This window comes from Streptococcus parasanguinis, from assembly GCF_032163505.1.
GTDB lineage: Bacteria > Bacillota > Bacilli > Lactobacillales > Streptococcaceae > Streptococcus > Streptococcus parasanguinis_V.
Map to the genome: position 1 here is coordinate 378,708 of NZ_CP134147.1, position 26,130 is coordinate 404,837.

A 26,130-nucleotide genomic window follows, 5' to 3' on the forward strand; every position below is an offset into this window, starting at 1 on the left:
GAGATGTTCAAACCAGGTCTTAAGAAAGCTCGTAAAGCATCACAATTCTCAAAACGTTAATCAATACGATACTATCAACGTTTACAGACATTCAAGAATTTTCTCTTGGATGTCTTTTTTGTTCAAATAACCAAAGTTCACCCCAAAATTCACCCCATATTCACCCCATCAATTTTTTAAACTACGAAAAGCAATATCACCTACAGTCTGATTGACTTTATCTTTGATATTAACGTAAGTTTTTGTAATCTCTTTATCACTATGAGTAAGAGCTTCTGAGAAGGCTTCAAGAGAAACACCTGCTTGTTTAGCAAGAGTAGCACCAGTATGTCTTAGTTTGTGTGGTGATGCTGGTGCTAATTCGGGATGTCTTCGTCTGACTGATTTCATCTTGATAAAACTTAAAATTTTTCTAATTATAACGAAGCATAGTCAAAAAGCTATGACCTCTATATTCACAAAAAAATCCAGACCAATACTAGTCCAGATTTCTTGTCTATTAAACATTCTTTTCAAAGAATGGAAGAACGGCTGTAACGGCTTTGTCAACGCAATTATTTAACTGTGAGAATCCGACGCACATAAATTTTAAATGGCGTCTCAGTCACATTTAAATTTATGAGACGCTTAGACGTTAGGCTTTCAATTTGTCAAATTTTGCTTTGACATTTGCCTTGAATTCTTCAAGTTTAGCCTTGCGTTCGGCTTTACGTTCAGCCTTCATTTGTGCACGTGCCTGGTTGTAGAGGTCTTCTTGGACTTGCAGAGCTGCTTCGATTTCGGCTACGACGGTTGCTACATCCCAACGCACGATTTGGGTGTCGTACTTGGTGAAGTAAGCATCGATGACTGCTTCGTTGTTTTCTTGCACCAAGGCGACAACGGCTGTTTCGCCGTCGATCAATTTTTGAGACACAACGTCAATCAAGCCAGCTTCTGCCGTATCAACGGTATCACCAGCAGCCAAACCATAGAGGCTGCCAATACCATAACCAAACAAGACGCCGATAGGACCACCCAAAAGCCCGATAACTGCACCGAGCAAGCCACCTTCTAGGGTTGCATCCGTCGTTGAATCTTCAAAGTCATAGCGTTCTTTTTCAACGATGTGACCGTTTTCATTTTTGACCAAGGCGATTTGAGCAACCTTGGTCGTCTGAGTTTGGCGGAAAGCCTTCAAATCCGCAAAGGACTGATAAGCTTCGCTTTCAGTGTTAAAGACTGAAACTACTAGGTTTTCCATAGTTAGTACCTCTTTTCTAAATATATACGTTCATTATAATACAGTTTCAATCACTTTTCAATCATTTTAGTGCGACATTTTAATTGATATGTCGCGTTTATCAGCGTCAAAGAACAGTTTCAGGCAGCGGTATATCTTTGCCATATCCCAGCCCAGACACTCTGGCGACTCTGAGTGATTATCAAGAAAGGCGTCCAGCAACATCTTAAAGCCTCCCGTGCAAAAAGTAAATAAATAGTGTTTTTCCTGTATGCCTGTCACACGGCTAAAAGACCGCTTGACCAAATCTTCCAGAAAATTATAGCAGATATTATGTACCAGCTCTGTGTAGCGAGTCTGATGAGCGTGCCGAATCACATCGACACTTTTATAGAATCTGCCAACTGTTTCCTTATGGTCGAATCCTTGAAAGAAGTCGCTTTATTCGTCGGTCAAGACAATTAATTTGGCTGGTGCAACTGATTCGCCAAGCTATGAACAAGCAATTATTACCTTTTGAAAGCAAAAATGGCAATTATGAAGGTGAAGCTACTCAGGTCTTAGTTCTTCTATCCAATTACTATGCAGACAAAAAACTATTTGATGAAAATACAGATGAATATGGAAATATCTTGATTTTAAAGGATTCATCCATCATTTCTAAATTATCGGCTATCCCAGATTTATTAAAAAGGGGATCTAGTAGGTAACAATAATATCGAATATATCAAAGTACGCAATATTAGGATTTCTTCAGAGGTTGAGTTAGAGTCAGATGTTGATGGGGATAAGTCGGATAATCTGCCAATAGATATAAAAATACTAGAAAACAGGCTTGAAAAAGGCTCGTAAAGCTAGCCAGTTCTCTAAACGTTAATTCGTTGCTGGACAGCAGAATACAAACGAAAACACTTTGCATCTTGCAAGGTGTTTTTTTCTATGAGAACTGGCGGTGCGCAATTAGGATAGCTCTAGCGACTTTAGTCGCATAGAGATATGCTATGCACAGTTGCCTCAAGAAAACAATGCTTCTTGGTCCACCCTGTTAGACAAGCTTCAAAACCAAGGAATCCAACAGATTTCTCTTGTAGTTACAGATGGCTTTAAGGGGCTTGAGCAGATTATCAGTCAGGCTCACCCATTAGCTAAACAACAATGTTGCTTAATTCATATTAGTCGAAATCTAGCTAGTAAAGTGAAACGAGCAGATAGAGCGGTTATTCTGGGGCAATTTATAATGATTTATCGTGCTGAAAATTTAGAAATGGCAGGACAAGCTTTAGAGGACTTTCTCGCCGAATGGAAACCAAAGTATAGGAAAGTCATGGAAAGTCTGGAGAAGACGGATAATCTTTTAACTTTTTATCAGTTTCCCTACCAGATTTGGCACAGCATGTATTCGACAAACCTCATTGAGTCTCTTAACAAAGAAATCAAACATCAAACGAAAAAGAAGGTTCTTTTTCCTAATGAGGAGGCTCTGGAACGTTACTTAGTTACGTTGTTTGAAGATTATAATTTCAAGCAAAGTCAACGAATCCATAAAGGGTTTGGTCAATGTTCTGATACACTTGAAAGCTTATTTAATTAACACTCCGTAACTCTACTTAAGTGTTTACACATAATTATTTACAGTATCAAAAAATAAAGTATATTGTTTTCATCATAATATAATTAAATATCAGTATAGAGAATTTTATCTATATATCAGATATCAGCAATTGCTTTTGCTGTCATTTTTCGCTACAATAGTTACAAGGAGGAAATAAACATGTTAAAAGAAGTATTAAACGTCGCAAAAGTTGCGAAAAAATCATCTCTCTTCTTAGGAGGGGTAGCATTTGGGACGCTTGGCTTGAAAGTCTTAGCAAGTAAAGAAGCTAAGAAAGGCTATTCTAAGGCCTTGGCTAAAGCTTACAAATTGAAAGATGGACTGGATGCATCTGTTTCTGTTGTAAAACAACACGGTGATGATGTTTTACAAGACGCTAAATATTTATACGAACAGGAAAAGAAAGAAGAACAATTAGATAGCCTGACAGGTGAATAATATGTCTTTTAAAGTGCTACACAGAGGATATCAACATATCCGATTATCGTCCTCGTTTTCACTGACCTTGGATATTCAAGATTATCTTCGTTCCTTGGCTAAAGATGAAAAAGGGATCGACTCTATTCAGTTTTATATGGATCAGCAGCACTTTACTCTACGTATGAAAGAAGGCTTCTCTGTATTAGAAAATGCAGAGGCCTTTTTAAAAAAAATTGACAAGGGGAAAGTTTCGGACTTGATGACTCTTCCCATTCGTAGAGAAGAGAGTGCTTATTCAATTGTATCGGGTGCAGCGATTAAGCGTTTGCTGTTTCGAAGTTTTGTACCCTACCCTATTCGTTATATTTGGACTTGTTATCAGGCTTTGGGTTATGTCAAAGAAGCCTATCAAACTTTAGCGCGCAAGGAACTAACCATGGAGGTCTTGGACTGTTCGGCCATTTTGTTGTCCTTGTTTATGAACCAATCCAAGACAGCTAGCAACATCATGTTTATGCTTGATTTGGGTAATCATCTGGATCAGTGGTCTTTAAAAAAAACAGCAACAGATTTGGAACAAAGCCTTCTTGCTAAAGAAAGTGATGTTTTCTTAGTGCGGGGAGACATGGTCATCAGCATCAAGAGTTCTGATGTTCAAGTAGGTGATGTATTAGTTGTCTCCCAAGGTAATGAAATCTTGTTTGACGGCCAAGTGGTTTCAGGATTAGGCATGGTCAATGAGAGTTCCTTGACTGGAGAGAGCTTCCCTGTTGAAAAGAAAGAGGGAGATTCTGTATGTGCGAATACTGTTTTGGAAACAGGAGAGTTAAGAATTCGTGTGACTGATAATCAGATAAACAGTCGTATTTTGCAACTCATCAATCTGATGAAAAAATCTGAAGAGAGTAAGAAGACAAAACAACGTCATTTTATTAGGATGGCAGACAAGGTTGTAAAATATAACTTCTTAGGTGCTGGTTTGACTTATCTGTTAACAGGTTCGTTTTCAAAAGCCATTTCCTTTTTATTGGTGGATTTTTCATGTGCTCTAAAAATATCCACACCTGTAGCCTACCTTACGGCCATAAAGGAAGGTCTAAATCGAGAAATGGTTATTAAAGATGGTGATGTATTAGAAAAATATCTGGAAGTGGATACTTTCTTGTTTGATAAAACGGGTACCATCACGACGAGTTATCCTTTGGTTGAAAAGGTTCTTCCTTTCGGAGATTATACTGAGAAAGATATTTTAAGAATAAGTGCATGTTTGGAGGAACATATCTATCATCCTATTGCCAATGCAATTGTTAAACAAGCTGAAATTGAAGGCATTGAACACGAAGAAATGCATGGCAAGCTTCAGTATGTTGCAAGCAAAGGGATTAAATCGCAAATTGATGGTCAATCGGTTGTCATTGGAAATTATGTACTAATGCAAGACGAACAGGTAAGAATTAGTTCTGAGCAGCTGGCCTTGATTGAGCAATATAAGACTCATTACAATTTATTGTTTTTGGCTTATAAGAAAGAATTAATTGGGATGTTTTGTATCCACACTCCCTTGAGAAGCGAGGCGAAAGTTGCATTGAAAAAGCTAAAGCGCCAAGGGAAAAAACTGATTCTGGCAACTGGTGATACGTTGGCTAGAACAGAAGAGTTGGTTAAAGATCTGCCATTTGACAACGTTTATACTGATTTAAAACCAGATGGTAAGTTTCAGTTGGTTCAGGAATTACAGAAAGCTGGCCGAACTATTTTGATGGTTGGAGACGGGTTAAACGACTCTGCTGCCTTGACGCTTGCAGATATTGGGGTTGTGATGAATGAAAGTGCTGATATTTCTAAGCAGATGAGTGATATTTTATTATTAGATAATCGTTTAGATTTCTTCGAGGAATTGAATTCTTTATCTGAATCGTTGCAGAAATTAATTCAAAGAAATATTCAAGAAACAGTTGTAATAAATGGAAGTTTAATTGGATTTGGGTTGTTAAATTGGTTAAGCCCATCTAATCTTTCGATATTGCACAATCTGACTACTTTAAGAATCGTCCTTCGTAGTCTTTCTATTAAAAGTAGGTAAGAGACCGAGAAGCTGAGGTTATAAAAACTAAAAGGAGTTGTCTCATTTGAGAATAACGGCTCTTTGTCAACTGTAGTGGGTTGGTGGAAAATTATACCCTGGAGAGGACCAAATTGGTTCTCTCCTTTTAAATATTGAAAAAACCATTGGCAGTGGACATACTTTAAGACTATATATTTCTGAAACTAGTTTCACAATACAAATATTGACATGCAATTATTAATTGGTGGATTTTAAGTTGACATCTACAAAGTTTAATGTTAAAATACATTCAAAAATATATTTGAATGAGGTGCTTTATGGTTCAAAATGTTGTTACTTCAATAATCCTGTATTCTGGGACAGCCGTAGACTTACTTATTATCCTAATGTTATTTTTTGCCAAAAGAAAAAGCAGAAAGGACATCATTAACATCTATTTAGGACAATTTCTAGGCTCTGTTAGTCTAATATTCCTAAGTTTGCTTTTTGCATTTGTCTTGAATTATATTCCTAGTAAAGAGATTTTAGGTTTACTCGGTTTGATTCCAATTTTCCTAGGCCTCAAAGTTTTGCTTTTAGGAGATTCTGATGGAGAAGCTATTGCAAAAGATGGTTTGCGAAAAGACAATAAAAACCTGATTTTTCTAGTCGCTATGATTACTTTTGCAAGTTGTGGCGCTGACAATATTGGTGTCTTTGTCCCATATTTTACCACCTTAAATTTAGCGAATTTGATAGTGACTTTACTTACTTTTCTAGTCATGATTTATCTCTTGGTTTTTTCTGCCCAAAAATTAGCACAAGTCCCTTCTGTTGGAGAAACTTTGGAAAAATATAGCAGATGGTTTATTGCCGTTGTCTATTTAGGATTGGGGATGTATATCCTGATTGAAAACAACAGCTTTGACATGCTATGGGCTGTGTTAGGCTAGGAGAAAAAATTATGAAAAAAGATAGTATCTGTCAAGTGGATGTTATTAATCAACAAAATGTTACAACCGCAACGAACTACCTTGAAAAGGAAAAAGTCCAAAAATCACTTCGTATTTTATCAAAGTTTACCGATAATAAACAGATAAATATCATCTTTTATCTCCTTGCTGTTGAAGAACTCTGTGTCTGTGATATAGCCTGTTTACTAAATCTCAGTATGGCATCTGCCTCTCACCATCTTCGTAAACTAGCCAATCAAAACATCTTGGATACTAGAAGAGAGGGGAAAATTATATATTATTTTATAAAAGATGAGGAAATCAGAGATTTTTTTAATCAACTAGGATAATAACTATTTTTACTACTTTTCCATGATTATATATAGGACTTATCTATGAAATTTTTTGATGAAAATTACTCACAAGAAAGACCTGCTCGTAGCAAATGTTTAAGAAAAAAGTATAATTTAAAGCAAAGCGACCTAGGTAATGCAGGTCAAGTTAGCCAAGTTGAAAAGGGAGGAATTTGAAAGGATTTGTATCTTTTATTTTTTGTTTCATTTATGTCCTATGCTACTGGAATAGTTAGTAGTCATTTCATGAATCATACGGCACAGCTCTTTTATGGACTGATCGTTATTGTTTCAACGGTAGCAAACTGGTTTTTACATAAAGTAATTGATAAACCCAATATAGATCAGAAAGAATTACTTGAAGCTAACGCACAATATAGAAAGTTATTGATACCTGACCAAATAATTAAAGGAGTGGGATTGATTCTATCCTTAATTCTCTATCCTCCGATTATGATGTATAGTGTTTTAATTGCGGCATTTTACATCATAACTTTAAAAACACTATCTGAAAAAAGAGTGAATAACTAGAAAACGGTGACCAAAGTTAGGTGTATTATTTTAATGCTTACAGACCTAAACTATTCCCCTATTAAAACAATATTGATTCAAATTTTATGAAATGAATAAGTAGATTTCGTTCAGAAAATCCTTGATATTACGCTGTTTTTAGTCCAACTGAAATCCATACTTTCCAAACCAGGTCTTAAGAAAGCTCGTAAAGCTTCACAATTTAGTAAACGTTAATTCGAAAGAATTACAATACTTACAAAGAGCACCTTTCGAGGTGTTCTTTTTGTATTTTCATACTAAATTGTGGTAGTTGACGTAGTTGTTGTGGCTTTAGCCGCTTACAATTACGGCTGTCATTCGACGAAGTCAATTACCTCAAAACGTTAATCAACACGATACTATCAACGTTTACAGACATTCAAGAGTATTCTCTTGGATGTCTTTTTTTGTTTCAAAAATACAAAGTTGACCCCGTTATTTTTTTGATTTCAAGTATCCATTTCATCTCTATTTAGAAAAATATCAAATCAATTCTTATTCAGGATAAGAGTTTTGACCTAAATCATTTACAAAATGACAAAAATAATGATATTTTTGACTATTATCATTGTCAAAAATAAAAAGATATGTTACAATGTAATCAAGTTAAAGAAATAAGACTTTGAACGGAGAAACTATGAGGATATCGGTAATAATATCTTATATAATAACAAAGGAGGAAAAATCAGATTCTACCATTTTTGGGATATCTAAGCGAAGTGGCTGAGTTTGATGACAATGGTAAATATGAAGCTAAAAAATCGTTTAAAAGAGCTTCGCGCTCGTGATGGTTTAAACCAAACCGAGCTTGCAAAGCTAGCAGGTATATCTAGGCAGACCATTAGTTTGCTAGAGCGTGATGAGTATACCCCCTCTATTATTATCGCCTTGAAAATCTCTCAGATATTTCATGAGCCAGTAGAGTCGGTATTTCGCTTAGAGGAGGAAGAATCATGAACAAATATAGAGTAATTTATTATCTTTGTATCATTGCCTTTATAGCAAATGTTTCGATGATGATCGGGACCTTGATGGGATGGTTTCACATTTTAGACAGTAATTATTTTTTCTGGAGTGGCTTGATTTTTAGTTTAGTATTTGAGCGGATAGAAAAGAAAGTAAAAGAAAGAGTATAAAAGGAGTAAGATTATGAAAGAGTTTTTGGCAGATTTTCAAGTAGATACCGAACATAAAGAAATTGCAGGGGTTTGTGCCGGTATCGCCCGTTATTTCAATGTAGACCCTCTGATGATTCATGCATTAGCCGTTTTGCTTTTTCTATCTTCGATAGAAATTAGTCTTCTCACAGTGATAAGTTATGCTTTTTTAGCTGGCTGGATGGGAAATGAATCTCTTGAAGTAGTCATCAAAAAATCAGGGTACAAGATTCTATTTTTCTATCTAGTTTCCATTCTCCTGAATAGTTTTGGTGATCAAGTGTTAACAGCTACTTTTGGATTTGGGCATGCTCTGGTTCAAGGACTGCTAGGTTTATTTTAGAAAGAAGATAGAAAATGAAAAAGAAACATTTATTACTATTGTTAGGAAGTTTATTGTTGGGTGGTTTAATCGGAATGTTTGGTGCTACCTTTACGAATCTTCATTTAAACATTTCTCAAGAGCAAGTACAGTTTATTTTGACGACCATCTTTTTCTATCTGGGAATACTATCGACAATAGTAGCTCTCTATTTTATCATGAATAGTAGGAAAGTTTATGCTAGCTACCTAGCAGAAGAAGATGATGAATTAAACGAGCTAGCTTATATTAAGATGTATCGCTCTCTAGATTATGGGACAGTTGCTTACAATGTTTTGCAAGTTAGTATGCTTTTTAGCTTGCTTACAGTGTTGCCTAGCCACGATTTACCAATATCAGCTTTTCTCTTAGCAGTATTAACCATTCTTGTTGGAAGTTTCTGCATCAAAACAACGAGCAAAATTCGTAATTACCAACTCTCTATTTTAGCCACACCAAAAGAGGTATTAGATTATCTAGAAACCTATGACGAGGGAGAGAAACAAGCGGAAATGGTAGAGGCTTATTTAATCTTGTTCAAACTCAATCAGCTAATCTTACCATCTGTCTATATCATCTTGTTTGCCCTATCCATTATTCTTGGAGAAGTACAGTTAGTTGCTGCCCTTATAACTGCTGTCATCCATCTCTATATCAATATTGCACAATTAGGAAAAACAAAACGTTACTTTAAATAACAGGGGTTTCTATGAATCGTGTCGCAAATGTAGGTGACGATGTTGAAAGGAATGAATCAATCAAAATAAATCTCATTCCAAGATAGAGCTAAACACAAAATTCTAAAAAGTTTGTAAAGTAGCTTTAGTAAACGTTCTTTTAAAAGAATGCTAATCATTACAATGAGCACCCTTCGGGGTGTTTTTTCTACACCCAAACTAAATGAAAGATAAACAAAAACCCACCCTATCTTTCACAGTCAAACATGACTGTAGAAAATAGAGTGGGTCTAGGATGTTAAAGACTATTTGTCGTCTTTATGAAAGATATTTTTAACGCCCTTGATAGCTCCTTCAACAGCTTCTTTTGCATCTTCAGCAACTTCTTTTGCTTTTGAAGCAACTTTTTCAGCAGTGCCTTCAGCTTCTGTTTTTGTATCACCGGTTAATTTACCGAAGCCTTCTTTAACAGAACCCTTCACTTGGTTCAATTTTTCTTCTAATGACATAGCGTCACCTCCGTTAAGTAAATAGTTTTTTAATCTGAATTTAAGACAGTTCATTTAAAAAATTAAAACTATTTAGTTCAGATTAGTATAATTATATGCCCTCTGAAATGGAAAGTCAAATATCCGCTCCGGCATTCTAATAATAGGGATGAGGTCTGAATAATGATCGACTAATAGGTCACGACTTTCAGGATTTCCAGCAAAGATAACGAAAGAAGCCAAAAACTTTTCTGTCTCCAATAAAATAAATGGTATAATGGTCGTGAATGGATACATCGTAACGCTATTTTTTGAAAAAGAGAAGAGAAACATGAAAAGAATCCTCACAACCTACCCTATTATCAGCACTTTAGCTCTAATCTGTTTGTTGCTTGGTCTATTGACTTCCTTTAATGGGGATGCTATGTATGACCTATTGGCCTTTCATTCGAAGCCGGTCTATGGTTGGCAATATGTCAGTGGGACCCTGATGCACGGTAGTAAAGGCGCACCTATCTGGTTTTTATGGGTCCATTTGTTGTTAAATGGACTCATGATCCTTCCTTTCGGAGGACTGCTAGAAAGAAAAAGAGGCTCCAGACAAGTCTTGATTGTTTTTGTGACGGCGACAGTCCTTTCTTCCATCGTTTTTCACCTCTTAACCCAGGGGCAAGACATTCAGGCAACAGGGATCTCTGCTGTAGGATACGCCTTTGTAACCGGAGGGATTATGCTCCTGCCAAACGTGTGGAAAGAATTTTCACGCACCGTAAAACTGTTTTATCTATTCTTAATTTTTCTATCTGGCCTCATGCTCTTACCAGCAATCACCGGATGGATCTCAACACTATTGCATCTTTCAGGGATTGTGAGTTATCTATTGGTCTTTATCGGAAGTAAAGTCTTGAAGGGGAGAAGCTAACCATTAAGACGGCTACTTAGTGAGGTTTTCATCGTACTTCCTTGACTCTTCTTCTACCGGGCCGTATAATATTCTATATCAATGAAGAAATCACCTTTTGTCATTGTGCAAAGGGTGATTTTATAACGAAAAAAGGAGACACAATGGGGTATATCTCTACTATTAAAACGGCTGTTCAGCTCTTTCCTTTCCTGGCATTTTTGCTGACCTTGCCCTACATGATTTTGAATTATCGAAAATATGGTTCGGTCAATAAATTGCGGGTGCTGATTTTCTATTCTTTTATGCTTTACTTGATGACGGTCTATCTCTTGGTGATCTTGCCTCTGCCAGATCCAAGTAAGATTCATACTAGCTACTCGGAAATGGTCAATCTCCATCCCTTTGCTTTTGTGGTGGATTTTTTCAAGGAGAGCCCCTTTGATTTAGCGCAGACTGGTACTTGGATTCAAGCCCTTAAGCATCCAACTTTTTATGTGCCTGCCTTTAATGTCCTGATGTTGATTCCTTTTGGGATGTATCTGCGCTATTATTTTAAGTGTGGTTTTAAGAAAACGATTCTTCTGACAGCCCTCTTTAGTCTCTTTTTGGAGCTGACCCAGTTATCAGGTCTCTATTTTCTGTATCCGGGTCCTTACCGCCTAGCAGATGTCGATGATATTATTCAAAATACTACCGGTGGTGGAGTGGGCTATTTGCTCGGTTGGTTCCTGGTTTGGTTATTGCCAACACGAGACGAAATTGACGAACATTCTTTCCGAGTAGGGACCAGAGTATCTGGTTTTCGGATGGGTCTTGCCTTCTTGATCGACTTTGTGATGCTATCCTTGCTTTACGAGGTAATCGAGCGTTTGGAGACGATTCCTTATGTAGCGGTTTTGGCTGTTTATTTTGGTTTGATTCCCTTGTGGCGGGGCAAAACCTTGGGAATGGCTTTATTGAAATTCCGCTTGCATTTTGACAAGCAAAAATGGCTTCGCACCATCTGGCGGGGAATCCTAGTAGTAGGTTATTTCTATCTGATTCCTCAAGGGTTGTTCTATTTGATTTCGCTCTTGAATAGCGACTTGACGGACAATTCCCTCTTAACCCTGTCCATGATTTTATTGCTCTTCTTTATGCTTTTATTGTACCTGATTCTCACTCTTGCCATCGTCTTACTCAATCGTCGCTTTCCCTTTGACCGTCTAGCTGGGGCTGAGTATGAGAGTACGGTGCGCGTGAAGAAAGAGCTCTTAAAGGATGAAACTGAATCATCAAAATAGAGAGAGTGGGACAGAAATCGGTAATTCGTTAGAATTTGATTTCGTCGTCTCACCTCCGCACAGTTGAGTAGGGCTGTAAAAGCTGATGAAATCAGCGTAGTAGAGCCCACTCAACCACTGCGTCTTGCTCGACAATCCAAAAACAATTGAGAGGCTAGGACTTTTGTCCCAGCCTCTTTATTTTTTTATACACATAAAAATATACGAACGTTCCCAGTTGAGAAGGGCGATTTTAAGGGGATTGTGCTACAATGGAAGCAAATAGATAGAATGGAGCAGTGAAATGAAAGCAATTATTACAGTCGTTGGTAAAGACCAAAAAGGAATCGTAGCGGGTGTTGCAACGAAAGTAGCAGAATTAGGACTCAATATCGATGATATCTCTCAAACTGTATTGGATGAATACTTTACCATGATGGCGGTCGTATCGTCAGATGAGAAAAAAGATTTCACACAGCTTCGTTCAGAGTTGGAAGAATTCGGTCAGTCTCTGCATGTGAAAATCAATATCCAAAGCGCAGCGATTTTTGATGCTATGCACAATTTGTAAGATAGGGGTTGAGAATTTATGGACATTAGACAGGTAACAGAAACCATTGCCATGATTGAGGAGCAGAACTTCGATGTTCGGACCATCACCATGGGGATCTCCCTTCTAGATTGTATCGATCCAGATATCGAAAAGGCGGCAGAAAAAGTCTACAATAAGATTGTGACAAAGGCCAAGGACTTAGTGGCTGTTGGGGATGAGATTGCGGCAGAACTTGGCATTCCAATTGTGAATAAACGGGTTTCAGTCACTCCAATTTCCATTATTGGGGCAGCAACCAATGCGACAGATTATGTACCCTTTGCCAAGGCACTAGATCGTGCGGCCAAAGAAGTTGGGGTCAACTTTATCGGTGGTTTCTCAGCCCTTGTTCAAAAAGGCTACCAAAAAGGGGATGAAATCCTCATTAATTCCATTCCTCGCGCCCTTGCAGAGACGGATTTTGTCTGCTCTTCAGTCAATATTGGATCGACCAAGACGGGGATCAATATGACAGCTGTCCGAGATATGGGCCGTATCATTAAAGAAGCATCCCAAGCAGATCCAATGGGGCCTGGTAAGCTCGTAGTTTTTGCCAATGCAGTAGAAGATAATCCTTTTATGGCGGGTGCCTTCCACGGTGTCGGTGAAGCGGATGTTGTCATCAACGTTGGGGTTTCAGGACCTGGTGTCGTCCAAAGGGCGATCGAAAAAGTTCCAGGAGCTAGCTTTGATGTATTGGCTGAAACAGTCAAGAAGACAGCTTTCAAGATTACCCGTGTCGGTCAATTAGTCGGTCAAATGGCTAGTGAACGCCTAGGAGTAGAGTTTGGAATTGTCGACTTGTCTCTCGCACCAACACCAGCTGTTGGGGACTCGGTTGCCCGTGTCCTTGAAGCCATGGGGCTTGAAGTGGTAGGAACCCACGGAACTACCGCAGCGCTGGCTCTGCTCAATGACCAAGTGAAAAAAGGTGGCATCATGGCTTGTAACCAAGTCGGTGGGTTGTCAGGTGCCTTCATTCCGGTCTCAGAAGATGAAGGGATGATTGCGGCGGTCCAATCAGGTCATATCAACCTGGAAAAATTGGAAGCCATGACAGCCATCTGTTCCGTCGGTCTAGATATGATTGCCATCCCAGCAGATACTCCAGATACAACCATTGCGGCCATGATTGCCGACGAAGCAGCTATCGGGGTGATCAACCAAAAGACAACAGCCGTTCGGATCATTCCTTATGGTAAGGAAGGCGATATGTTAGAGCTCGGTGGACTTCTTGGGTCTGCTCCGGTAATGAAGGTCAACAAAGCTTCTTCAGCTGATTTCATTGCCCGTGGTGGCCAAATTCCAGCTCCGGTTCATAGCTTTAAAAACTAAGAGAAATCTAGTATAATAGTAGAAAATAGAAAAGTCTGTGATGATGAAACTCCAGACTTTTTTCTTGAAAAAGGAGACAAGATGGCTAAAACAAGATTATTTGTGATTCGTCATGGGAGAACCATGTTTAATACCATTGGCCGTGCTCAAGGCTGGTCCGATACACCCTTGACAGCAGAAGGAGAACGAGGGATTCAAGCTCTAGGAATCGGCTTGCGTGAGTCCGGTTTGGAGTTTACTCGAGCTTATTCCAGCGATTCAGGCCGTGCCATTCAGACCATGGGGATCATTCTTGATGAATTGGGCTTGAAAGACCAGATCCCTTATCGCTTTGACAAACGGATCCGCGAGTGGTGTTTTGGTAGCTTTGATGGGGCCTACGGTGGGGAGCTCTTTCATGGTGTCGTGCCGCGCGTGCTAGATGTAGAAGACTATAAGACTTTGACCTTGGAAGACTTGGCCAATGGCATCTGCCAAGTGGACACAGCGAATTGGGCTGAACCTTGGGAGGTTTTGAAAGGCCGAATCTTAGAAGGTTTTGAAGCTATTGCCAAAGAAGTAGAAGAAAATGGAGGAGGCAATGCCTTGGTGGTCAGCCATAGTTGGACCATTCAGACCTTGGTCTGCCTAATTGAAGGAAAACCAAATCTCAATCTGCCTCTTTCAAATGGTAGTGTTACTCTTGTAGAATATGAAGATGGAAAATTGACGGTTAAGGGGATTGGAGATAGCAGTTACCGTGAGGTCGGTGAAAGCTTGCAAGAATCCTAGTCCATAATGAAAGGCTGACCCTTTGGTCATGGCCTTTTCTTTTTCTCAAAACTTGTAAGAGCTTTCCTACTTTCTTTTTGCAAAAAATGATATAATGAAAGAGATACATACGGAGGTAATACAATGACAAAAACCAGATTATATATTGCTCGTCATGGAAAAACCATGTTTAATACCATTGGGCGGGCACAGGGCTGGTCAGACACTCCGCTGACAGAAGCAGGAGAGCGTGGGATTCGAGAATTAGGACTTGGTCTCAAGGAAGCTGGGCTTTCTTTTGAAGAGGCTGTTTCGAGTGATTCTGGACGCACCATTCAAACCATGGGAATTATTCTTCAAGAACTCGGTCTGACAGGGAAAATCCCTTATCGTTATGACAAACGGATCCGCGAGTGGTGTTTTGGTAGTTTTGACGGTGCTTATGATGGCGATCTCTTCATGGGAGTTTTACCCCGTGTCTTTAAGGTCGATGATTTCCATCAGTTGAGCCTGATGGAGTTAGCAGAAGGGATCGTCGAAGTGGATACCACTGGTTGGGCTGAATCCTGGGGAACCTTGAGTAGTCGGATCAAAGAAGGATTTGAGGCTATCGCAAAAGAGGTAGAAGCAGCTGGCGGTGGCAATGCTATTGTGGTTAGCCATGGTATGACCATTACGACCTTGATTTATCTCATTGATCCAAAAGCGGTCGAAGAATTGGTCTTGGACAACGGAAGCGTGACGGTTTTGGCCTATGAAGATGGTGCCTTTCATATTGAAAAGATTGGGGATCTGTCCTATCGTAAGGTTGGAGCAAAACTTCTAGAGGGTGGCCATGACGAATAAGTATAGACGCGCAAGAAAAAAACGTAAGAAATGGTGGCCTTACCTATTGAGTTTCTTTCTTCTTGTGGTCCTTGGATCAGGAATTGGTGTTTACTTAGCGAAGCCAAGCTTGTTTTCAGGGCTTCAGTTTTGGAAGGCTAAAAAAACAGCTGTAACGACTCCCTCTTCTTCTAAGAAAAAGGAAGAAAAATCAGATTTACCAGCCGTTTCGACCAAAGACTGGCAGTTGATCTTGGTCAATCGTGACAATGTGAAGCCTGAGCTGAACCCACAATTAACAGATGTGGATGCTATCAAAGTGGATAGTCGGATTGTAGAACCGACTCGTCAATTTTTAGAAGCGGCTCGAAAAATTGCCCCAGAAGAAACCTTGATATCAGGCTATCGAAGTGTGGCCGAGCAAACAGAGCTCTATAATGAGCGTGTTGCGCAACTAGAGGCTAGCGGCCTTTCGCACGAAGAAGCTGAAAAGCAGGTGCAGACTCAGGTACAGGTCCCTGGTGCTAGTGAACACCAGACGGGGCTTGCGATTGATATGAGTGTCGAAGCTGGTCAAAGTGATGAGTTGGGCATGCAGCTGGCTGCCATCGCACCGCAATATGGCTTTGTCCTTCGCTACCCAGATGGGAAGAGCAACATCACGGGGGTGAAATTTGAGAATTGGCATTTCCGTTATGTTGGCGTAGAAAATGCCCAGTATATGGCCAAGCATCAGCTAGTATTGGAAGAATATATTCAACTATTGAAAAAGGCTGGAAAATAGGAGGGGATTCACTTCTCTAGGTCTTAAGAATGATTTTTAGCACTCTTGAAAAAAGAGTGCTAATTTTTTGGATTTTTCTCTTGACTTTCTTTTGGATGGGTGTATAATAGAATCATGGTTTAGCACTTAAGTGTTTAGAGTGCTAAAAAATGAAAGAGAGGTGAGGTCATGGTTACAGAACGTCAAAATGAGATTCTCAATCTTGTTGTCGATATCTTTACCAAGACCCACGAACCAGTCGGTTCAAAAGCGCTACAAGATGTGATTCAATCCAGTAGCGCGACCATTCGAAACGACATGGCTGCCCTCGAAAAACAAGGCTTACTAGAAAAGGCCCACACTTCGAGTGGCCGAATGCCTAGTCGAGCTGGTTTTCAATATTTTGTTCAGAACTCGCTTGATCTAGAGTTAATTGATGAGCAAGATGTCTACCAGGTGGTGAAAGCCTTTGATTTCGAAGCCTTTAAGTTAGACGATATCTTGGATGCTACAGCTAAGTTACTAGCCCAGATGACGGGTTACACCGCAGTGATTCAGGATGTTGAACCGACACGTCAGCGCTTGACCGGTTTTGAGATTGTTCCATTATCCAACCACGATGCCTTAGCGGTTCTGACCTTGGATGAATCAAAGCCTGTTACCGTCCAGTTTGCCATTCCAAAGAATTTCTTAACCAGTGACTTGGAAATCTTCCATCAGCTGGTTCAAGAGCGTTTCATTGGAAATACAGTCTTGGATATTCACTACCGCCTGCGGACAGAGATTCCACAGATTGTACAGCGCTATTTCAAGACGACAGACAATGTGCTGGATCTCTTTGATTACGTCTTCTCGCAACTGTTTCAAGAACTGGTTTTTGTAGAAGGAAAGGTTTCATCATTAACCTACGCCGATCTTCAGACCTATCAGTTCTTAGATTATCCCCAACACGTAGCCTTGGAGTTACGAGGGGGAATGCCAGAAGACCAAATGACCCAGATCCTGGTTGCAGAATCCCAAGAAAAGGCCTTGAAAAATGTGACGGTGATTAGTCACAAGTTCCTAGTGCCTTATCGTGGGATGGCCCTCATGCATGTGATCGGTCCCGTAGAGATGGATTACAGGCGTGTGATTAGCCTGGTCAATGTCATCGGACGGGTACTGGTTATGAAGTTGACGGACTACTACCGTTACCTCAACAGCAACCATTATGAAGTAAATTAAGATCAAATGAAAGGGGTGTATGCCTTGACAGAAGATATCAAAAAAGAAGACGTGAAAGAAGAAGTTGACCAAACAACTGAAGAAGTTGTAGAGGAAAGTAACCAACCTTCTGAGTTAGAAGAAGCACAAGCGCGTGCCGAGGAATTTGAAAACAAATACCTTCGTGCTCATGCAGAAATGCAAAACATTCAGCGCCGTGCCAATGAAGAACGTCAGCAATTACAAAAATACCGTAGCCAAGATTTGGCAAAAGCGATCTTACCATCACTGGACAACCTCGAACGCGCCCTTGCCGTAGAAGGATTGACAGATGATGTGAAGAAGGGCTTGGAAATGGTCCAAGAAAGTTTGGTACATGCTCTGAAAGAAGAAGGAATTGAAGAAATTCCAGCGGACGGAGCCTTTGACCATAACTACCACATGGCCATCCAAACCTTACCTGCAGATGACGAACATCCAGCAGACACTATCGCACAAGTCTTCCAAAAAGGCTACAAACTCCATGACCGCATCCTACGCCCAGCCATGGTAGTGGTTTATAACTAGGCTGCCTTGTCCGAAACGACACTAAACTATGAAAGAAAGATAAAACGCAAGCCGGAGGCTTGCAAGGAAGATATTTCCCGCCGTGGTGAAAGTTTCAGTAGCTTGTGCTACTGAAACAGGGGATTTTTGAGACAGTAGGCTCAAAAATAAGTGATGAAATCCCGAAGGGAGTTGCTCACGTCCCCACCACTTAAGGGAAATATCAAAAAAGGAAGAAAAACTTAAGGAGAAAAACATATGTCTAAAATTATCGGTATTGACTTAGGTACAACAAACTCAGCAGTAGCAGTTCTTGAAGGAACTGAATCAAAAATCATCGCAAACCCAGAAGGTAACCGCACAACTCCATCTGTAGTGTCATTCAAAAACGGTGAAATCATCGTTGGTGACGCTGCAAAACGTCAAGCAGTAACAAACCCAGATACAGTGATTTCTATCAAATCTAAGATGGGTACTTCTGAAAAAGTTTCTGCAAATGGTAAAGAATACACACCACAAGAAATCTCAGCGATGATTCTTCAATACTTGAAAGGTTACGCTGAAGACTACCTTGGTGAAAAAGTAACGAAGGCTGTCATCACAGTTCCAGCTTACTTCAACGATGCTCAACGTCAAGCAACTAAAGACGCTGGTAAAATCGCTGGTCTTGAAGTAGAACGTATCGTCAACGAACCAACAGCAGCAGCCCTTGCTTATGGTTTGGATAAGACTGATAAAGAAGAAAAAATCTTGGTATTCGACCTTGGTGGTGGTACATTCGACGTATCTATCCTTGAATTGGGTGATGGTGTCTTTGATGTATTGGCAACTGCAGGGGATAATAAACTCGGTGGTGACGACTTTGACCAAAAAATCATCGACTACATGGTTGAAGAATTCAAGAAAGAAAATGGTATCGACTTGTCAACAGACAAGATGGCGCTTCAACGTTTGAAAGACGCAGCTGAAAAAGCGAAGAAAGACCTTTCTGGTGTGACTTCAACTCAAATCAGCTTGCCGTTCATCACTGCAGGAGCTGCTGGACCTCTTCACTTGGAAATGACTTTGACTCGTGCGAAATTCGACGATTTGACTCGTGATCTTGTAGAACGTACAAAAACTCCAGTTCGTCAAGCCCTTTCAGATGCAGGTTTGAGCTTGTCAGATATCGACGAAGTCATCCTTGTCGGTGGTTCAACTCGTATTCCTGCCGTTGTAGAAGCTGTTAAAGCTGAAACTGGTAAAGAACCAAACAAATCAGTGAACCCTGACGAAGTTGTGGCTATGGGTGCTGCGATCCAAGGTGGTGTGATCACTGGTGACGTCAAAGACGTTGTCCTTCTTGACGTAACTCCATTGTCACTTGGTATCGAAACAATGGGTGGAGTCTTCACAAAACTCATCGACCGCAACACTACAATTCCAACTTCTAAATCACAAGTCTTCTCAACTGCAGCAGATAACCAACCAGCCGTTGATATCCACGTTCTTCAAGGGGAACGCCCAATGGCAGCAGATAACAAGACTCTTGGACGCTTCCAATTGACTGATATCCCAGCTGCACCTCGTGGTATCCCACAAATCGAAGTTACATTTGACATCGACAAGAACGGTATCGTATCTGTTAAAGCGAAAGATCTTGGAACTCAAAAAGAACAAACAATCGTTATCCAATCAAACTCAGGTTTGACAGATGAAGAAATCGACCGCATGATGAAAGATGCAGAAGCTAACGCTGAAGCAGATAAGAAACGTAAAGAAGAAGTTGACCTTCGTAACGAAGTAGACCAAGCTATCTTTGCGACTGAAAAGACCATCAAAGAAACTGAAGGCAAAGGCTTTGATGCAGAACGTGACGCAGCTCAAGCAGGACTTGATGATCTTAAGAAAGCTCAAGAATCAGGTAACCTTGAAGAAATGAAAGCAAAACTTGAAGCCTTGAACGAAAAAGCACAAGCATTGGCTGTTAAACTTTACGAACAAGCTGCAGCAGCACAACAAGCACAAGCAGGAGCTGAAGGAGCACAAGCATCAGGCAACGCAGGCGATGACGTCGTAGACGGAGAGTTTACTGAAAAGTAAGATGCAAAGCCCGTTAAAACCTCACAGTGAAAATAGGAAATCTGACGCAGGAACTTTAGTTTCTAGGAAGATTTATCTTTTTCACCAAGAGGTTAGGGCGTGCTCAATTCAGCTTAACAACTAAATGATAAAAAGAAATCCAGAGGTTGCAACCCAGCCTCTGTTTTTCGGTAAAATAGAGGATGTTGCCTATGAAAAAAGTACTTTGTTTGATTTATCCTAATTTTTCTCTTTATGAGATAACTGCTTTAACGAGTACTTTAGCTCTGTCTTTTGACGTCACGATTGATTATGTCGCTTCAGATCATTCGATGGTGGTCTCTGAGGATGGCTTGCTCTGTCAACCGACCAAAACACTGGATCAAATCTGTATAGAAGAGTATTCTTGTGTGATTTTGCCAGGAATGGTCAATATAGGGCCTGCCTTACAGGATGAGAAATTGATTTCGTTCTTGAGGGACCTTGGTGAGCAAGATATCCTAATTGCAGCCATTTCTTCAGCGCCACTTTTATTAGCGAAAGCAGGTCTGTTGAAGGACACGAAATTCACAGGTGGAATTTGGCAAAACTTCTTTGACTATTTTGAATTTCTTCCACGTGAAAATTTCCAACCGAAAGTTCTTGTGCAAGATAAACAAATCATTACGGCTATCGGTTTTGCACATCAAGAGTTTGCAAGAAAAGTGATTCTAAGTTTAGGGCTGGCAGAGAATACGGACAACTATTTTAAAGAACAAAACGAGTATGCAGAAGAGGATTTGATATATACTCTATCAGATGAAGAGTTTGATCAAGTGAAGCAGAGTATAGAAAACACCCTCTAAAGATGTACATGAAAATTATAGAAAGGAACAAAGAGTGTTCGGGGAATTGAACTCGAGCGGAAAGCTTGGAAATTAGATAAACCGCCTAAGAAATCAGGATTTCTTGTCGGTTTCCTAAATTTCAGTCGCTTTCTGTTCGCTCTTAGTATCTTGTATGAACAATACTGAATTTTATGACCGTTTGGGCGTTTCAAAGAATGCATCTCAAGACGAGATCAAGAAAGCCTATCGGAAATTATCTAAAAAATATCACCCAGATATCAACAAGGAGCCTGGTGCTGAGGAAAAGTACAAGGAAGTTCAAGAAGCTTACGAGACTTTGAGTGACGAGCAAAAACGGGCTGCTTATGACCAATATGGTGCTGCGGGTGCCAATGGTGGCTTCGGTGGCGGAGCAGGTGGTTTTGGTGGCTTTGATGGTGCTGGTTTTGGTGGCTTTGAAGATATCTTCTCTAGCTTCTTTGGTGGTGGTGCAAGTCGTAATCCAAATGCACCTCGTCAAGGGGATGACCTCCAATACCGCGTCAATCTCAAGTTTGAAGAAGCGATTTTTGGTGCGGAAAAAGAAGTCAAGTACCATCGGGAAGCTAGCTGCCATACCTGTCATGGTTCTGGAGCTAAGCCAGGGACTAGTCCGGTGACCTGTGGACGCTGTCATGGTTCTGGAGTCATCAATGTGGATACTCAGACCCCTCTTGGGATGATGCGCCGTCAAGTGACCTGTGATGTCTGTCATGGTCGTGGTCAAGAAATCAAAGATCCATGTACGACTTGTCGTGGAACAGGTCATGAAAAACAAGCTCATAGCGTGAATGTCAAGATTCCTGCCGGAGTTGAAACGGGTCAACAAATCCGCTTAGCTGGTCAAGGAGAAGCTGGCTTTAACGGTGGACCATACGGGGACTTGTATGTTGTTGTCAATGTTGAGCCGAGCGATCGTTTCGAACGAGATGGCTCAACCATCTACTACAAGTTAGACTTGAACTTTGTTCAAGCAGCTCTTGGAGATACGGTCCATGTGCCAACTGTTCACGGAGATGTCGATTTGGTCATTCCTGAAGGAACCCAAACCGGTAAGAAATTCCGCCTCCGTGGAAAAGGGGCTCCAAGCTTGCGTGGTGGTGCTATGGGGGATCAATATGTATCTGTCAATGTCGTCACCCCAACTGGTTTAAATGACAAGCAAAAAGAAGCCCTTCAAGCCTTTGCGGAAGCAAGTGATTTGAAGGTCAACCCAAAGAAAAAAGGGTTCTTTGACAAGGTCAAAGATGCTTTAGATGATTTATAAGAATGAACGAGTTTCCTTTTGAGTAAGGAGCTCGTTTTATTTTGGATCGAATCCAAGAACTTCCTCTCCTAATTAAAGAATAATGAGAAGCCTCATTGAATTTATTAAGATATCGTGGTAAATTTAAGAAAACGATTACAATGACAATTTAGGAGGTCCTGATGAAATCAGATCAACCACGTTATGCGATTCGCAAGTATGCAGTAGGAGCTGCTTCGGTGCTCATAGGATTTTTTGCTGGCGCGAATGTTGTAGCAGCTGATACGCCAACGGCTACAGACAGCCCTTCAACGACAGTTCCAACTCAGCCAAACGAGGGTGAGTCGACGATTTCCCTTAATGAGGAAGCTTCTCAGCCAACAGTAGAAAAACCAACGGCTCCTGCCCCAATCGTCGATCAAAGTCAACCGACACTGCCTGATCGTGAATTGCGGGTATCAGATCTTGACCGTTTGATTCGCGAAGAAGCAAGTTCTGTCGCAGAGTCGGATGTGGCAGCTCAACCAGCGACGGAAACGCCTGCTAAAGATCCTGATCAGGAAGAAAAATTAGCCAAGAAAAAGATTGTTTCGATCGATGCCGGTCGCAAGTACTTCTCACCAGAGCAAATCAAGGAAATCATTGATGAAGCTAGTAAGACGGGCTATACAGACTTGCATCTTCTAGTTGGAAATGACGGCTTGCGCTTTGTGCTGGATGATATGTCTTTGAAAGTGGGAGATACTTCTTATTCTAGCCAAGCCGTGACAGATGCGGTTGAAAAAGGGACAAAAGCTTATTACGATGATCCGAACGGGACAGCCTTGACCCAGGCTCAAATGGATGATATTTTGGCCTACGCCAAATCGAAGAAAGTGGGCGTCATCCCAACTATTAATAGTCCAGGTCACATGGATGCGATTCTGACAGCCATGGAACAATTGGGCATCGAAAACCCTCACTTTAATTACTTTGGCACTAAAAAATCAGCTCGGACAGTTGATTTGGACAACCAAAAAGCCTTAGACTTTACCAAAGCCTTGGTAGACAAGTATGCGGCTTATTTCAGCGGCAAGGCAGACATTTTCAATATTGGTTTGGATGAATATGCCAACGATGCCACAGATGCCCATGGTTGGCAGGTTCTCCAAGCTAGCAAGCATTGGCCAGGTGAAGGCTATCCAGAAAAAGGCTATGAAAAATTCATCCAATACGCCAATGATCTAGCAGCCATTGTGAAAAAACACAAGATGAAACCAATGGCCTTCAATGATGGAATCTACTACAATGGCGATACTTCCTATGGTACTTTTGACAAGGATATCATTGTGTCCTACTGGACAGGTGGCTGGAATGGCTATGATGTCGCTTCTTCAAAACTCTTGTCTGAACTAGGTCATCAGATTCTTAATACCAATGATGCTTGGTATTATGTGCTTGGACGGGACAAGGCTGGATCTGGTTGGTACAACCTTGATCAAGGTCTCGAAGGAATTTCCAAGTCAGCGATTGATGTGGTTCAAAAAAATGATGGGGCTAAGGTTCCCTTCATCGGTGGCATGGTAGCTGCCTGGGCAGATACGCCATCTGCAACCTACAAAAAAGACCTTCTCTTTAAGCTCATGCATGCCTTCGCGGACAAGAATGCGGACTACTTTGTAGCAGATCCTGAAGTGGTCGAAAAAGCTCTTTCGGAAGCTCCAACTGATTTGGACCACTATACACCGGAATCTCTAGTAGCCTTTACAGCAGCTAAAAAAGCTTTAGAAGGGGCAGGAGCAAACACCACTCGAGCAGAGGCCAAAACCTTGATCGACCATCTCAAAGCAGCTCAAGATGCTTTGGTGTATACGGAAAGCTACGCGAAAGAAGTTGCAGCAAAAGAAGTGGCAGAAAAACTTGCTATGAAGAAGGTCATCTCGATCGATGCAGGTCGCAAATACTTCTCGCTGGATCAGTTGAAACGGATCGTAGATAAGGCCAGTGAGCTTGGCTATTCTGACTTGCACCTCCTTGTTGGAAACGATGGCATGCGCTTCGTGCTCGATGACATGACGGTGGAAGCCAATGGCAAAACCTATGCCAGTGATGATGTAAAAAAAGCCATTTTAGAAGGCACCAAGGCCTATTACGATGATCCAAATGGTCAAGCCTTGACTCAAGCAGAAATGGATGAACTCCATGCTTATGCTACTGCTAAAGGAATCGGCTTGATTGCGGCAGTCAATAGTCCTGGCCACATGGATGCTTTGTTGGTGGCCATGGAAAAATTGGGCATTGAAAATCCACAAGCCAGCTTTGATACGGTTTCAAAAACAACCATGGATTTGACCAATGAAGCAGCAGTCAACTTTACCAAAGCCTTGATTGGAAAGTACATGGACTACTTCAAAGACAAGTCTAAGATCTTTAACTACGGAACGGATGAATATGCCAATGACGCTACCAGTGCGCAAGGTTGGTACTACCTCAAGTGGTATGACCTCTATGGTAAGTTTGCGGAGTATTCCAATAGTCTTGCAGCCATGGCGCGTGAAAAAGGCTTGCAGCCAATGGCCTTTAACGATGGCTTCTATTATGGAGATGAAGATGATGTTGCCTTTGACAAGGACGTCTTGATTTCATACTGGTCTAAAGGATGGTGGGGCTATAACCTTGCGTCACCACAGTATTTGGCAGATAAGGGTTATAAATTCCTTAATACCAACGGAGACTGGTACTATGTTTTGGGGAGAACACCTGAAACGGGTGGTGGTTATATTGAAAAAGCGATTGCCAATGCAGCTGCTACTCCATTTAGACAACTCCCAAGTACAACATATCCAGAAACATCTTTGCCAATGGTCGGTAGCATGGTAGCTGTTTGGTGTGATACCCCAAGTGAAGAATACATAGAAAAAAATGTCTTTGATCTCATGGAAGCTTTTGCCAACCACAACAAGGACTATTTCAAGGCAGACTTCACTGCTCTTAGAAAAGCAGTTGCTACGGTGCCAACAGATCTAGATATTTACACACCAGAATCTCGCGCAGCACTTGCGAAAGTCTTAGATAGCTTGAATTGGAATGTGAGCCGTGCTCATCAAGATCAGGTGGATCAAGAAGTGGCCACTCTGACCCAAGCCCTTGCAGGGCTCAAGCCAATTACGCAAGTGGGTAGCTTGGCTGAAAATGACGTCAAAGCCCTAGTGGAATATAAACCAAGTCTTGAAATCGTAGAAAAAGAACTTGATTTTGACCTTGTGGAACGCACCAATCCAGATCTCGCTAAAGGAGAACGCAGAGTAATCCAGGCTGGAGTTAAAGGGCAAGGTCTTGAGTATGTAGAGGTTTCGACGCTTGATCAAAGTCGAAAAGTGATCGCTACAGAAGTTGCAACAGAGCCGGTTGCAGAAATTGTTGAAGTCGGTACCAGAGAAGTCGTGATCCTAACAAGCCCTTCAGTAGAAGCACCAGTGAAGTCAGACGTGCTTGTAAATAAAGTGGTTCCAGATCAGTCAACACCTCATGTGATCGCGAAGGATCAACCAGAAGTATCAGGAAATACCCCAACGCCAATTCCAGCAGCTGTGGAAGAAGCGGTCCATCCAGAAACAGTATCTTCTAACAAGCAACTTCCAGAAACAGGAGTGGAATCTGATCTGGGTCTCGCTTTACTAGGAGCGATCTTAGGAGCAGCAGGAATGGACTTGAAAAATAAAAAAAGAGACTGAGACCTAGTTGATTTGTAACAGGTCGAAGTTGGGAGAGTGGGACAGAAATCGGTAATTCGTTAGAATTCGATTTCGTCGTCCCACCTCCGCACAGTTGAGTAGGGCTGTAAAAGCTGATGAAATCAGCGTAGTAGAGCCCACTCAACCACTGCGTCTTGCTCGACAATCCAAAAATAATTGAGAGGCTAGGACTTTTGTCCCAGCCTCTTTTTGTACTTGCAAAAC

General features: G+C 40.9%; 26 protein-coding genes and 3 pseudogenes. 26 read left to right on the forward strand and 3 right to left on the reverse strand.

Annotated elements, in window-relative coordinates; translation table 11 throughout:
* Positions 1-168: 168 nt before the first annotated feature.
* Complete coding sequence (locus RIN70_RS01975) at positions 169-390, reverse strand: tyrosine-type recombinase/integrase (RefSeq protein WP_002893762.1); 222 nt, start codon at positions 388-390, stop codon at positions 169-171.
* A gap of 244 nt (positions 391-634) precedes the next feature.
* A complete protein-coding gene (locus tag RIN70_RS01980; RefSeq protein WP_002893760.1) occupies positions 635-1,243 on the reverse strand; it encodes a DUF1269 domain-containing protein in 609 nt (202 codons plus the stop codon).
* A gap of 350 nt (positions 1,244-1,593) precedes the next feature.
* On the opposite strand from RIN70_RS01980, the pseudogene RIN70_RS01985 reads away from it, so the two are divergent.
* From RIN70_RS01985 to RIN70_RS02045, 13 genes and pseudogenes are all read left to right on the forward strand, one after another.
* Positions 1,594-1,737: pseudogene (locus tag RIN70_RS01985) on the forward strand (IS982 family transposase); the annotation flags it as partial.
* 3 nt (positions 1,738-1,740) lie between these two features.
* Positions 1,741-2,074, forward strand: a pseudogene (locus RIN70_RS01990) (diacylglycerol/lipid kinase family protein); the annotation flags it as partial.
* Between the two features lie 148 nt (positions 2,075-2,222).
* A pseudogene (locus RIN70_RS01995) lies at positions 2,223-2,813 on the forward strand (IS256 family transposase); the annotation flags it as partial.
* 180 nt (positions 2,814-2,993) lie between these two features.
* Positions 2,994-3,272 (forward strand): DUF6110 family protein, encoded by a 279-nt coding sequence (locus RIN70_RS02000; RefSeq protein ID WP_002893755.1) that lies wholly within the window; start codon positions 2,994-2,996, stop codon positions 3,270-3,272.
* A 1-nt stretch (position 3,273) separates the two neighbouring features.
* Entirely contained in the window at positions 3,274-5,337 is a 2,064-nt protein-coding gene (locus RIN70_RS02005) for a heavy metal translocating P-type ATPase (protein WP_002893754.1), read from the forward strand.
* A 299-nt stretch (positions 5,338-5,636) separates the two neighbouring features.
* Positions 5,637-6,251 (forward strand): CadD family cadmium resistance transporter, encoded by a 615-nt coding sequence (locus RIN70_RS02010; protein WP_045759101.1) that lies wholly within the window; start codon positions 5,637-5,639, stop codon positions 6,249-6,251.
* An 11-nt stretch (positions 6,252-6,262) separates the two neighbouring features.
* Positions 6,263-6,601, forward strand: coding sequence for a Cd(II)/Zn(II)-sensing metalloregulatory transcriptional regulator CadX (gene cadX, locus RIN70_RS02015; RefSeq protein ID WP_000711078.1), 339 nt, complete (start codon positions 6,263-6,265; stop codon positions 6,599-6,601).
* Positions 6,602-6,646: 45 nt separating this feature from the next.
* Entirely contained in the window at positions 6,647-6,781 is a 135-nt protein-coding gene (locus RIN70_RS02020) for a hypothetical protein (protein ID WP_003004655.1), read from the forward strand.
* Between the two features lie 69 nt (positions 6,782-6,850).
* A complete protein-coding gene (locus RIN70_RS02025) occupies positions 6,851-7,135 on the forward strand; it encodes a hypothetical protein (RefSeq protein WP_229041728.1) in 285 nt (94 codons plus the stop codon).
* Between the two features lie 768 nt (positions 7,136-7,903).
* Positions 7,904-8,113 carry a helix-turn-helix transcriptional regulator gene (locus tag RIN70_RS02030; RefSeq protein WP_031576108.1) on the forward strand — a complete coding sequence of 70 codons (210 nt, stop codon included), beginning with the start codon at positions 7,904-7,906 and terminating at the stop codon, positions 8,111-8,113.
* Positions 8,110-8,292, forward strand: a complete 183-nt coding sequence (locus tag RIN70_RS02035) for a hypothetical protein (protein WP_049499707.1) — start codon at positions 8,110-8,112, stop codon at positions 8,290-8,292. The genes RIN70_RS02030 and RIN70_RS02035 overlap by 4 nt, the downstream gene beginning before the upstream one ends.
* Before the next feature lie 13 nt (positions 8,293-8,305).
* The gene (locus tag RIN70_RS02040) at positions 8,306-8,656 is read left to right on the forward strand and encodes a PspC domain-containing protein (RefSeq protein WP_272144991.1); all 351 of its coding nucleotides are present in this window, start codon (positions 8,306-8,308) and stop codon (positions 8,654-8,656) included.
* A 14-nt stretch (positions 8,657-8,670) separates the two neighbouring features.
* On the forward strand, positions 8,671-9,372 hold the full coding sequence (locus RIN70_RS02045; protein ID WP_272144989.1) for a DUF3169 family protein: 702 nt from the start codon (positions 8,671-8,673) through the stop codon (positions 9,370-9,372).
* A gap of 284 nt (positions 9,373-9,656) precedes the next feature.
* Here the strand turns inward: RIN70_RS02045 and RIN70_RS02050 are convergent, their stop codons facing one another.
* Complete coding sequence (locus RIN70_RS02050) at positions 9,657-9,860, reverse strand: CsbD family protein (RefSeq protein WP_003014014.1); 204 nt, start codon at positions 9,858-9,860, stop codon at positions 9,657-9,659.
* Between the two features lie 310 nt (positions 9,861-10,170).
* Between RIN70_RS02050 and RIN70_RS02055 the strand changes: the two genes are divergently transcribed.
* The 13 genes from RIN70_RS02055 (at position 10,171) to RIN70_RS02115 (ending at position 25,905) form a co-directional block, all read left to right on the forward strand.
* Positions 10,171-10,761, forward strand: a complete 591-nt coding sequence (locus tag RIN70_RS02055; protein WP_070590491.1) for a rhomboid family intramembrane serine protease — start codon at positions 10,171-10,173, stop codon at positions 10,759-10,761.
* Positions 10,762-10,904: 143 nt separating this feature from the next.
* Positions 10,905-12,026, forward strand: coding sequence for a VanZ family protein (locus tag RIN70_RS02060; protein ID WP_070590493.1), 1,122 nt, complete (start codon positions 10,905-10,907; stop codon positions 12,024-12,026).
* 283 nt (positions 12,027-12,309) lie between these two features.
* Positions 12,310-12,576: an ACT domain-containing protein gene (locus RIN70_RS02065; RefSeq protein WP_003004214.1), complete on the forward strand. Its 267-nt coding sequence runs from the start codon at positions 12,310-12,312 to the stop codon at positions 12,574-12,576.
* Between the two features lie 18 nt (positions 12,577-12,594).
* Positions 12,595-13,932: a PFL family protein gene (locus RIN70_RS02070; RefSeq protein ID WP_070595600.1), complete on the forward strand. Its 1,338-nt coding sequence runs from the start codon at positions 12,595-12,597 to the stop codon at positions 13,930-13,932.
* An 81-nt stretch (positions 13,933-14,013) separates the two neighbouring features.
* Positions 14,014-14,703, forward strand: coding sequence for a histidine phosphatase family protein (locus RIN70_RS02075; RefSeq protein WP_031576013.1), 690 nt, complete (start codon positions 14,014-14,016; stop codon positions 14,701-14,703).
* A 123-nt stretch (positions 14,704-14,826) separates the two neighbouring features.
* The gene (locus tag RIN70_RS02080) at positions 14,827-15,528 is read left to right on the forward strand and encodes a histidine phosphatase family protein (RefSeq protein WP_031576016.1); all 702 of its coding nucleotides are present in this window, start codon (positions 14,827-14,829) and stop codon (positions 15,526-15,528) included.
* Positions 15,518-16,291, forward strand: coding sequence for a M15 family metallopeptidase (locus RIN70_RS02085; protein ID WP_272144982.1), 774 nt, complete (start codon positions 15,518-15,520; stop codon positions 16,289-16,291). The genes RIN70_RS02080 and RIN70_RS02085 overlap by 11 nt, the downstream gene beginning before the upstream one ends.
* Before the next feature lie 168 nt (positions 16,292-16,459).
* Positions 16,460-17,494, forward strand: a complete 1,035-nt coding sequence (gene hrcA, locus RIN70_RS02090; RefSeq protein WP_031576020.1) for a heat-inducible transcriptional repressor HrcA — start codon at positions 16,460-16,462, stop codon at positions 17,492-17,494.
* 24 nt (positions 17,495-17,518) lie between these two features.
* Positions 17,519-18,040 (forward strand): nucleotide exchange factor GrpE, encoded by a 522-nt coding sequence (gene grpE / locus RIN70_RS02095; protein ID WP_045768727.1) that lies wholly within the window; start codon positions 17,519-17,521, stop codon positions 18,038-18,040.
* A 237-nt stretch (positions 18,041-18,277) separates the two neighbouring features.
* On the forward strand, positions 18,278-20,101 hold the full coding sequence (gene dnaK / locus RIN70_RS02100; RefSeq protein WP_021154445.1) for a molecular chaperone DnaK: 1,824 nt from the start codon (positions 18,278-18,280) through the stop codon (positions 20,099-20,101).
* 191 nt (positions 20,102-20,292) lie between these two features.
* Positions 20,293-20,925: a DJ-1/PfpI family protein gene (locus RIN70_RS02105; RefSeq protein ID WP_195623624.1), complete on the forward strand. Its 633-nt coding sequence runs from the start codon at positions 20,293-20,295 to the stop codon at positions 20,923-20,925.
* Between the two features lie 154 nt (positions 20,926-21,079).
* On the forward strand, positions 21,080-22,213 hold the full coding sequence (gene dnaJ / locus RIN70_RS02110) for a molecular chaperone DnaJ (RefSeq protein WP_003004734.1): 1,134 nt from the start codon (positions 21,080-21,082) through the stop codon (positions 22,211-22,213).
* Positions 22,214-22,374: 161 nt separating this feature from the next.
* Positions 22,375-25,905 carry a family 20 glycosylhydrolase gene (locus tag RIN70_RS02115; RefSeq protein WP_272144978.1) on the forward strand — a complete coding sequence of 1,177 codons (3,531 nt, stop codon included), beginning with the start codon at positions 22,375-22,377 and terminating at the stop codon, positions 25,903-25,905.
* Positions 25,906-26,130: the final 225 nt, after the last annotated feature.

Bases quoted from the DNA above. Each gene is read 5' to 3' on its own strand.
- RIN70_RS01975 (WP_002893762.1), bottom strand. From the start codon at position 390: ATGAAATCAGTCAGACGAAGACATCCCGAATTAGCACCAGCATCACCA.
- RIN70_RS01980 (WP_002893760.1), bottom strand. From the start codon at position 1,243: ATGGAAAACCTAGTAGTTTCAGTCTTTAACACTGAAAGCGAAGCTTAT.
- RIN70_RS02000 (WP_002893755.1), top strand. From the start codon at position 2,994: ATGTTAAAAGAAGTATTAAACGTCGCAAAAGTTGCGAAAAAATCATCT.
- RIN70_RS02005 (WP_002893754.1), top strand. From the start codon at position 3,274: ATGTCTTTTAAAGTGCTACACAGAGGATATCAACATATCCGATTATCG.
- RIN70_RS02010 (WP_045759101.1), top strand. From the start codon at position 5,637: ATGGTTCAAAATGTTGTTACTTCAATAATCCTGTATTCTGGGACAGCC.
- cadX (WP_000711078.1), top strand. From the start codon at position 6,263: ATGAAAAAAGATAGTATCTGTCAAGTGGATGTTATTAATCAACAAAAT.
- RIN70_RS02020 (WP_003004655.1), top strand. From the start codon at position 6,647: ATGAAATTTTTTGATGAAAATTACTCACAAGAAAGACCTGCTCGTAGC.
- RIN70_RS02025 (WP_229041728.1), top strand. From the start codon at position 6,851: ATGAATCATACGGCACAGCTCTTTTATGGACTGATCGTTATTGTTTCA.
- RIN70_RS02030 (WP_031576108.1), top strand. From the start codon at position 7,904: ATGAAGCTAAAAAATCGTTTAAAAGAGCTTCGCGCTCGTGATGGTTTA.
- RIN70_RS02035 (WP_049499707.1), top strand. From the start codon at position 8,110: ATGAACAAATATAGAGTAATTTATTATCTTTGTATCATTGCCTTTATA.
- RIN70_RS02040 (WP_272144991.1), top strand. From the start codon at position 8,306: ATGAAAGAGTTTTTGGCAGATTTTCAAGTAGATACCGAACATAAAGAA.
- RIN70_RS02045 (WP_272144989.1), top strand. From the start codon at position 8,671: ATGAAAAAGAAACATTTATTACTATTGTTAGGAAGTTTATTGTTGGGT.
- RIN70_RS02050 (WP_003014014.1), bottom strand. From the start codon at position 9,860: ATGTCATTAGAAGAAAAATTGAACCAAGTGAAGGGTTCTGTTAAAGAA.
- RIN70_RS02055 (WP_070590491.1), top strand. From the start codon at position 10,171: ATGAAAAGAATCCTCACAACCTACCCTATTATCAGCACTTTAGCTCTA.
- RIN70_RS02060 (WP_070590493.1), top strand. From the start codon at position 10,905: ATGGGGTATATCTCTACTATTAAAACGGCTGTTCAGCTCTTTCCTTTC.
- RIN70_RS02065 (WP_003004214.1), top strand. From the start codon at position 12,310: ATGAAAGCAATTATTACAGTCGTTGGTAAAGACCAAAAAGGAATCGTA.
- RIN70_RS02070 (WP_070595600.1), top strand. From the start codon at position 12,595: ATGGACATTAGACAGGTAACAGAAACCATTGCCATGATTGAGGAGCAG.
- RIN70_RS02075 (WP_031576013.1), top strand. From the start codon at position 14,014: ATGGCTAAAACAAGATTATTTGTGATTCGTCATGGGAGAACCATGTTT.
- RIN70_RS02080 (WP_031576016.1), top strand. From the start codon at position 14,827: ATGACAAAAACCAGATTATATATTGCTCGTCATGGAAAAACCATGTTT.
- RIN70_RS02085 (WP_272144982.1), top strand. From the start codon at position 15,518: ATGACGAATAAGTATAGACGCGCAAGAAAAAAACGTAAGAAATGGTGG.
- hrcA (WP_031576020.1), top strand. From the start codon at position 16,460: ATGGTTACAGAACGTCAAAATGAGATTCTCAATCTTGTTGTCGATATC.
- dnaK (WP_021154445.1), top strand. From the start codon at position 18,278: ATGTCTAAAATTATCGGTATTGACTTAGGTACAACAAACTCAGCAGTA.
- RIN70_RS02105 (WP_195623624.1), top strand. From the start codon at position 20,293: ATGAAAAAAGTACTTTGTTTGATTTATCCTAATTTTTCTCTTTATGAG.
- dnaJ (WP_003004734.1), top strand. From the start codon at position 21,080: ATGAACAATACTGAATTTTATGACCGTTTGGGCGTTTCAAAGAATGCA.
- RIN70_RS02115 (WP_272144978.1), top strand. From the start codon at position 22,375: ATGAAATCAGATCAACCACGTTATGCGATTCGCAAGTATGCAGTAGGA.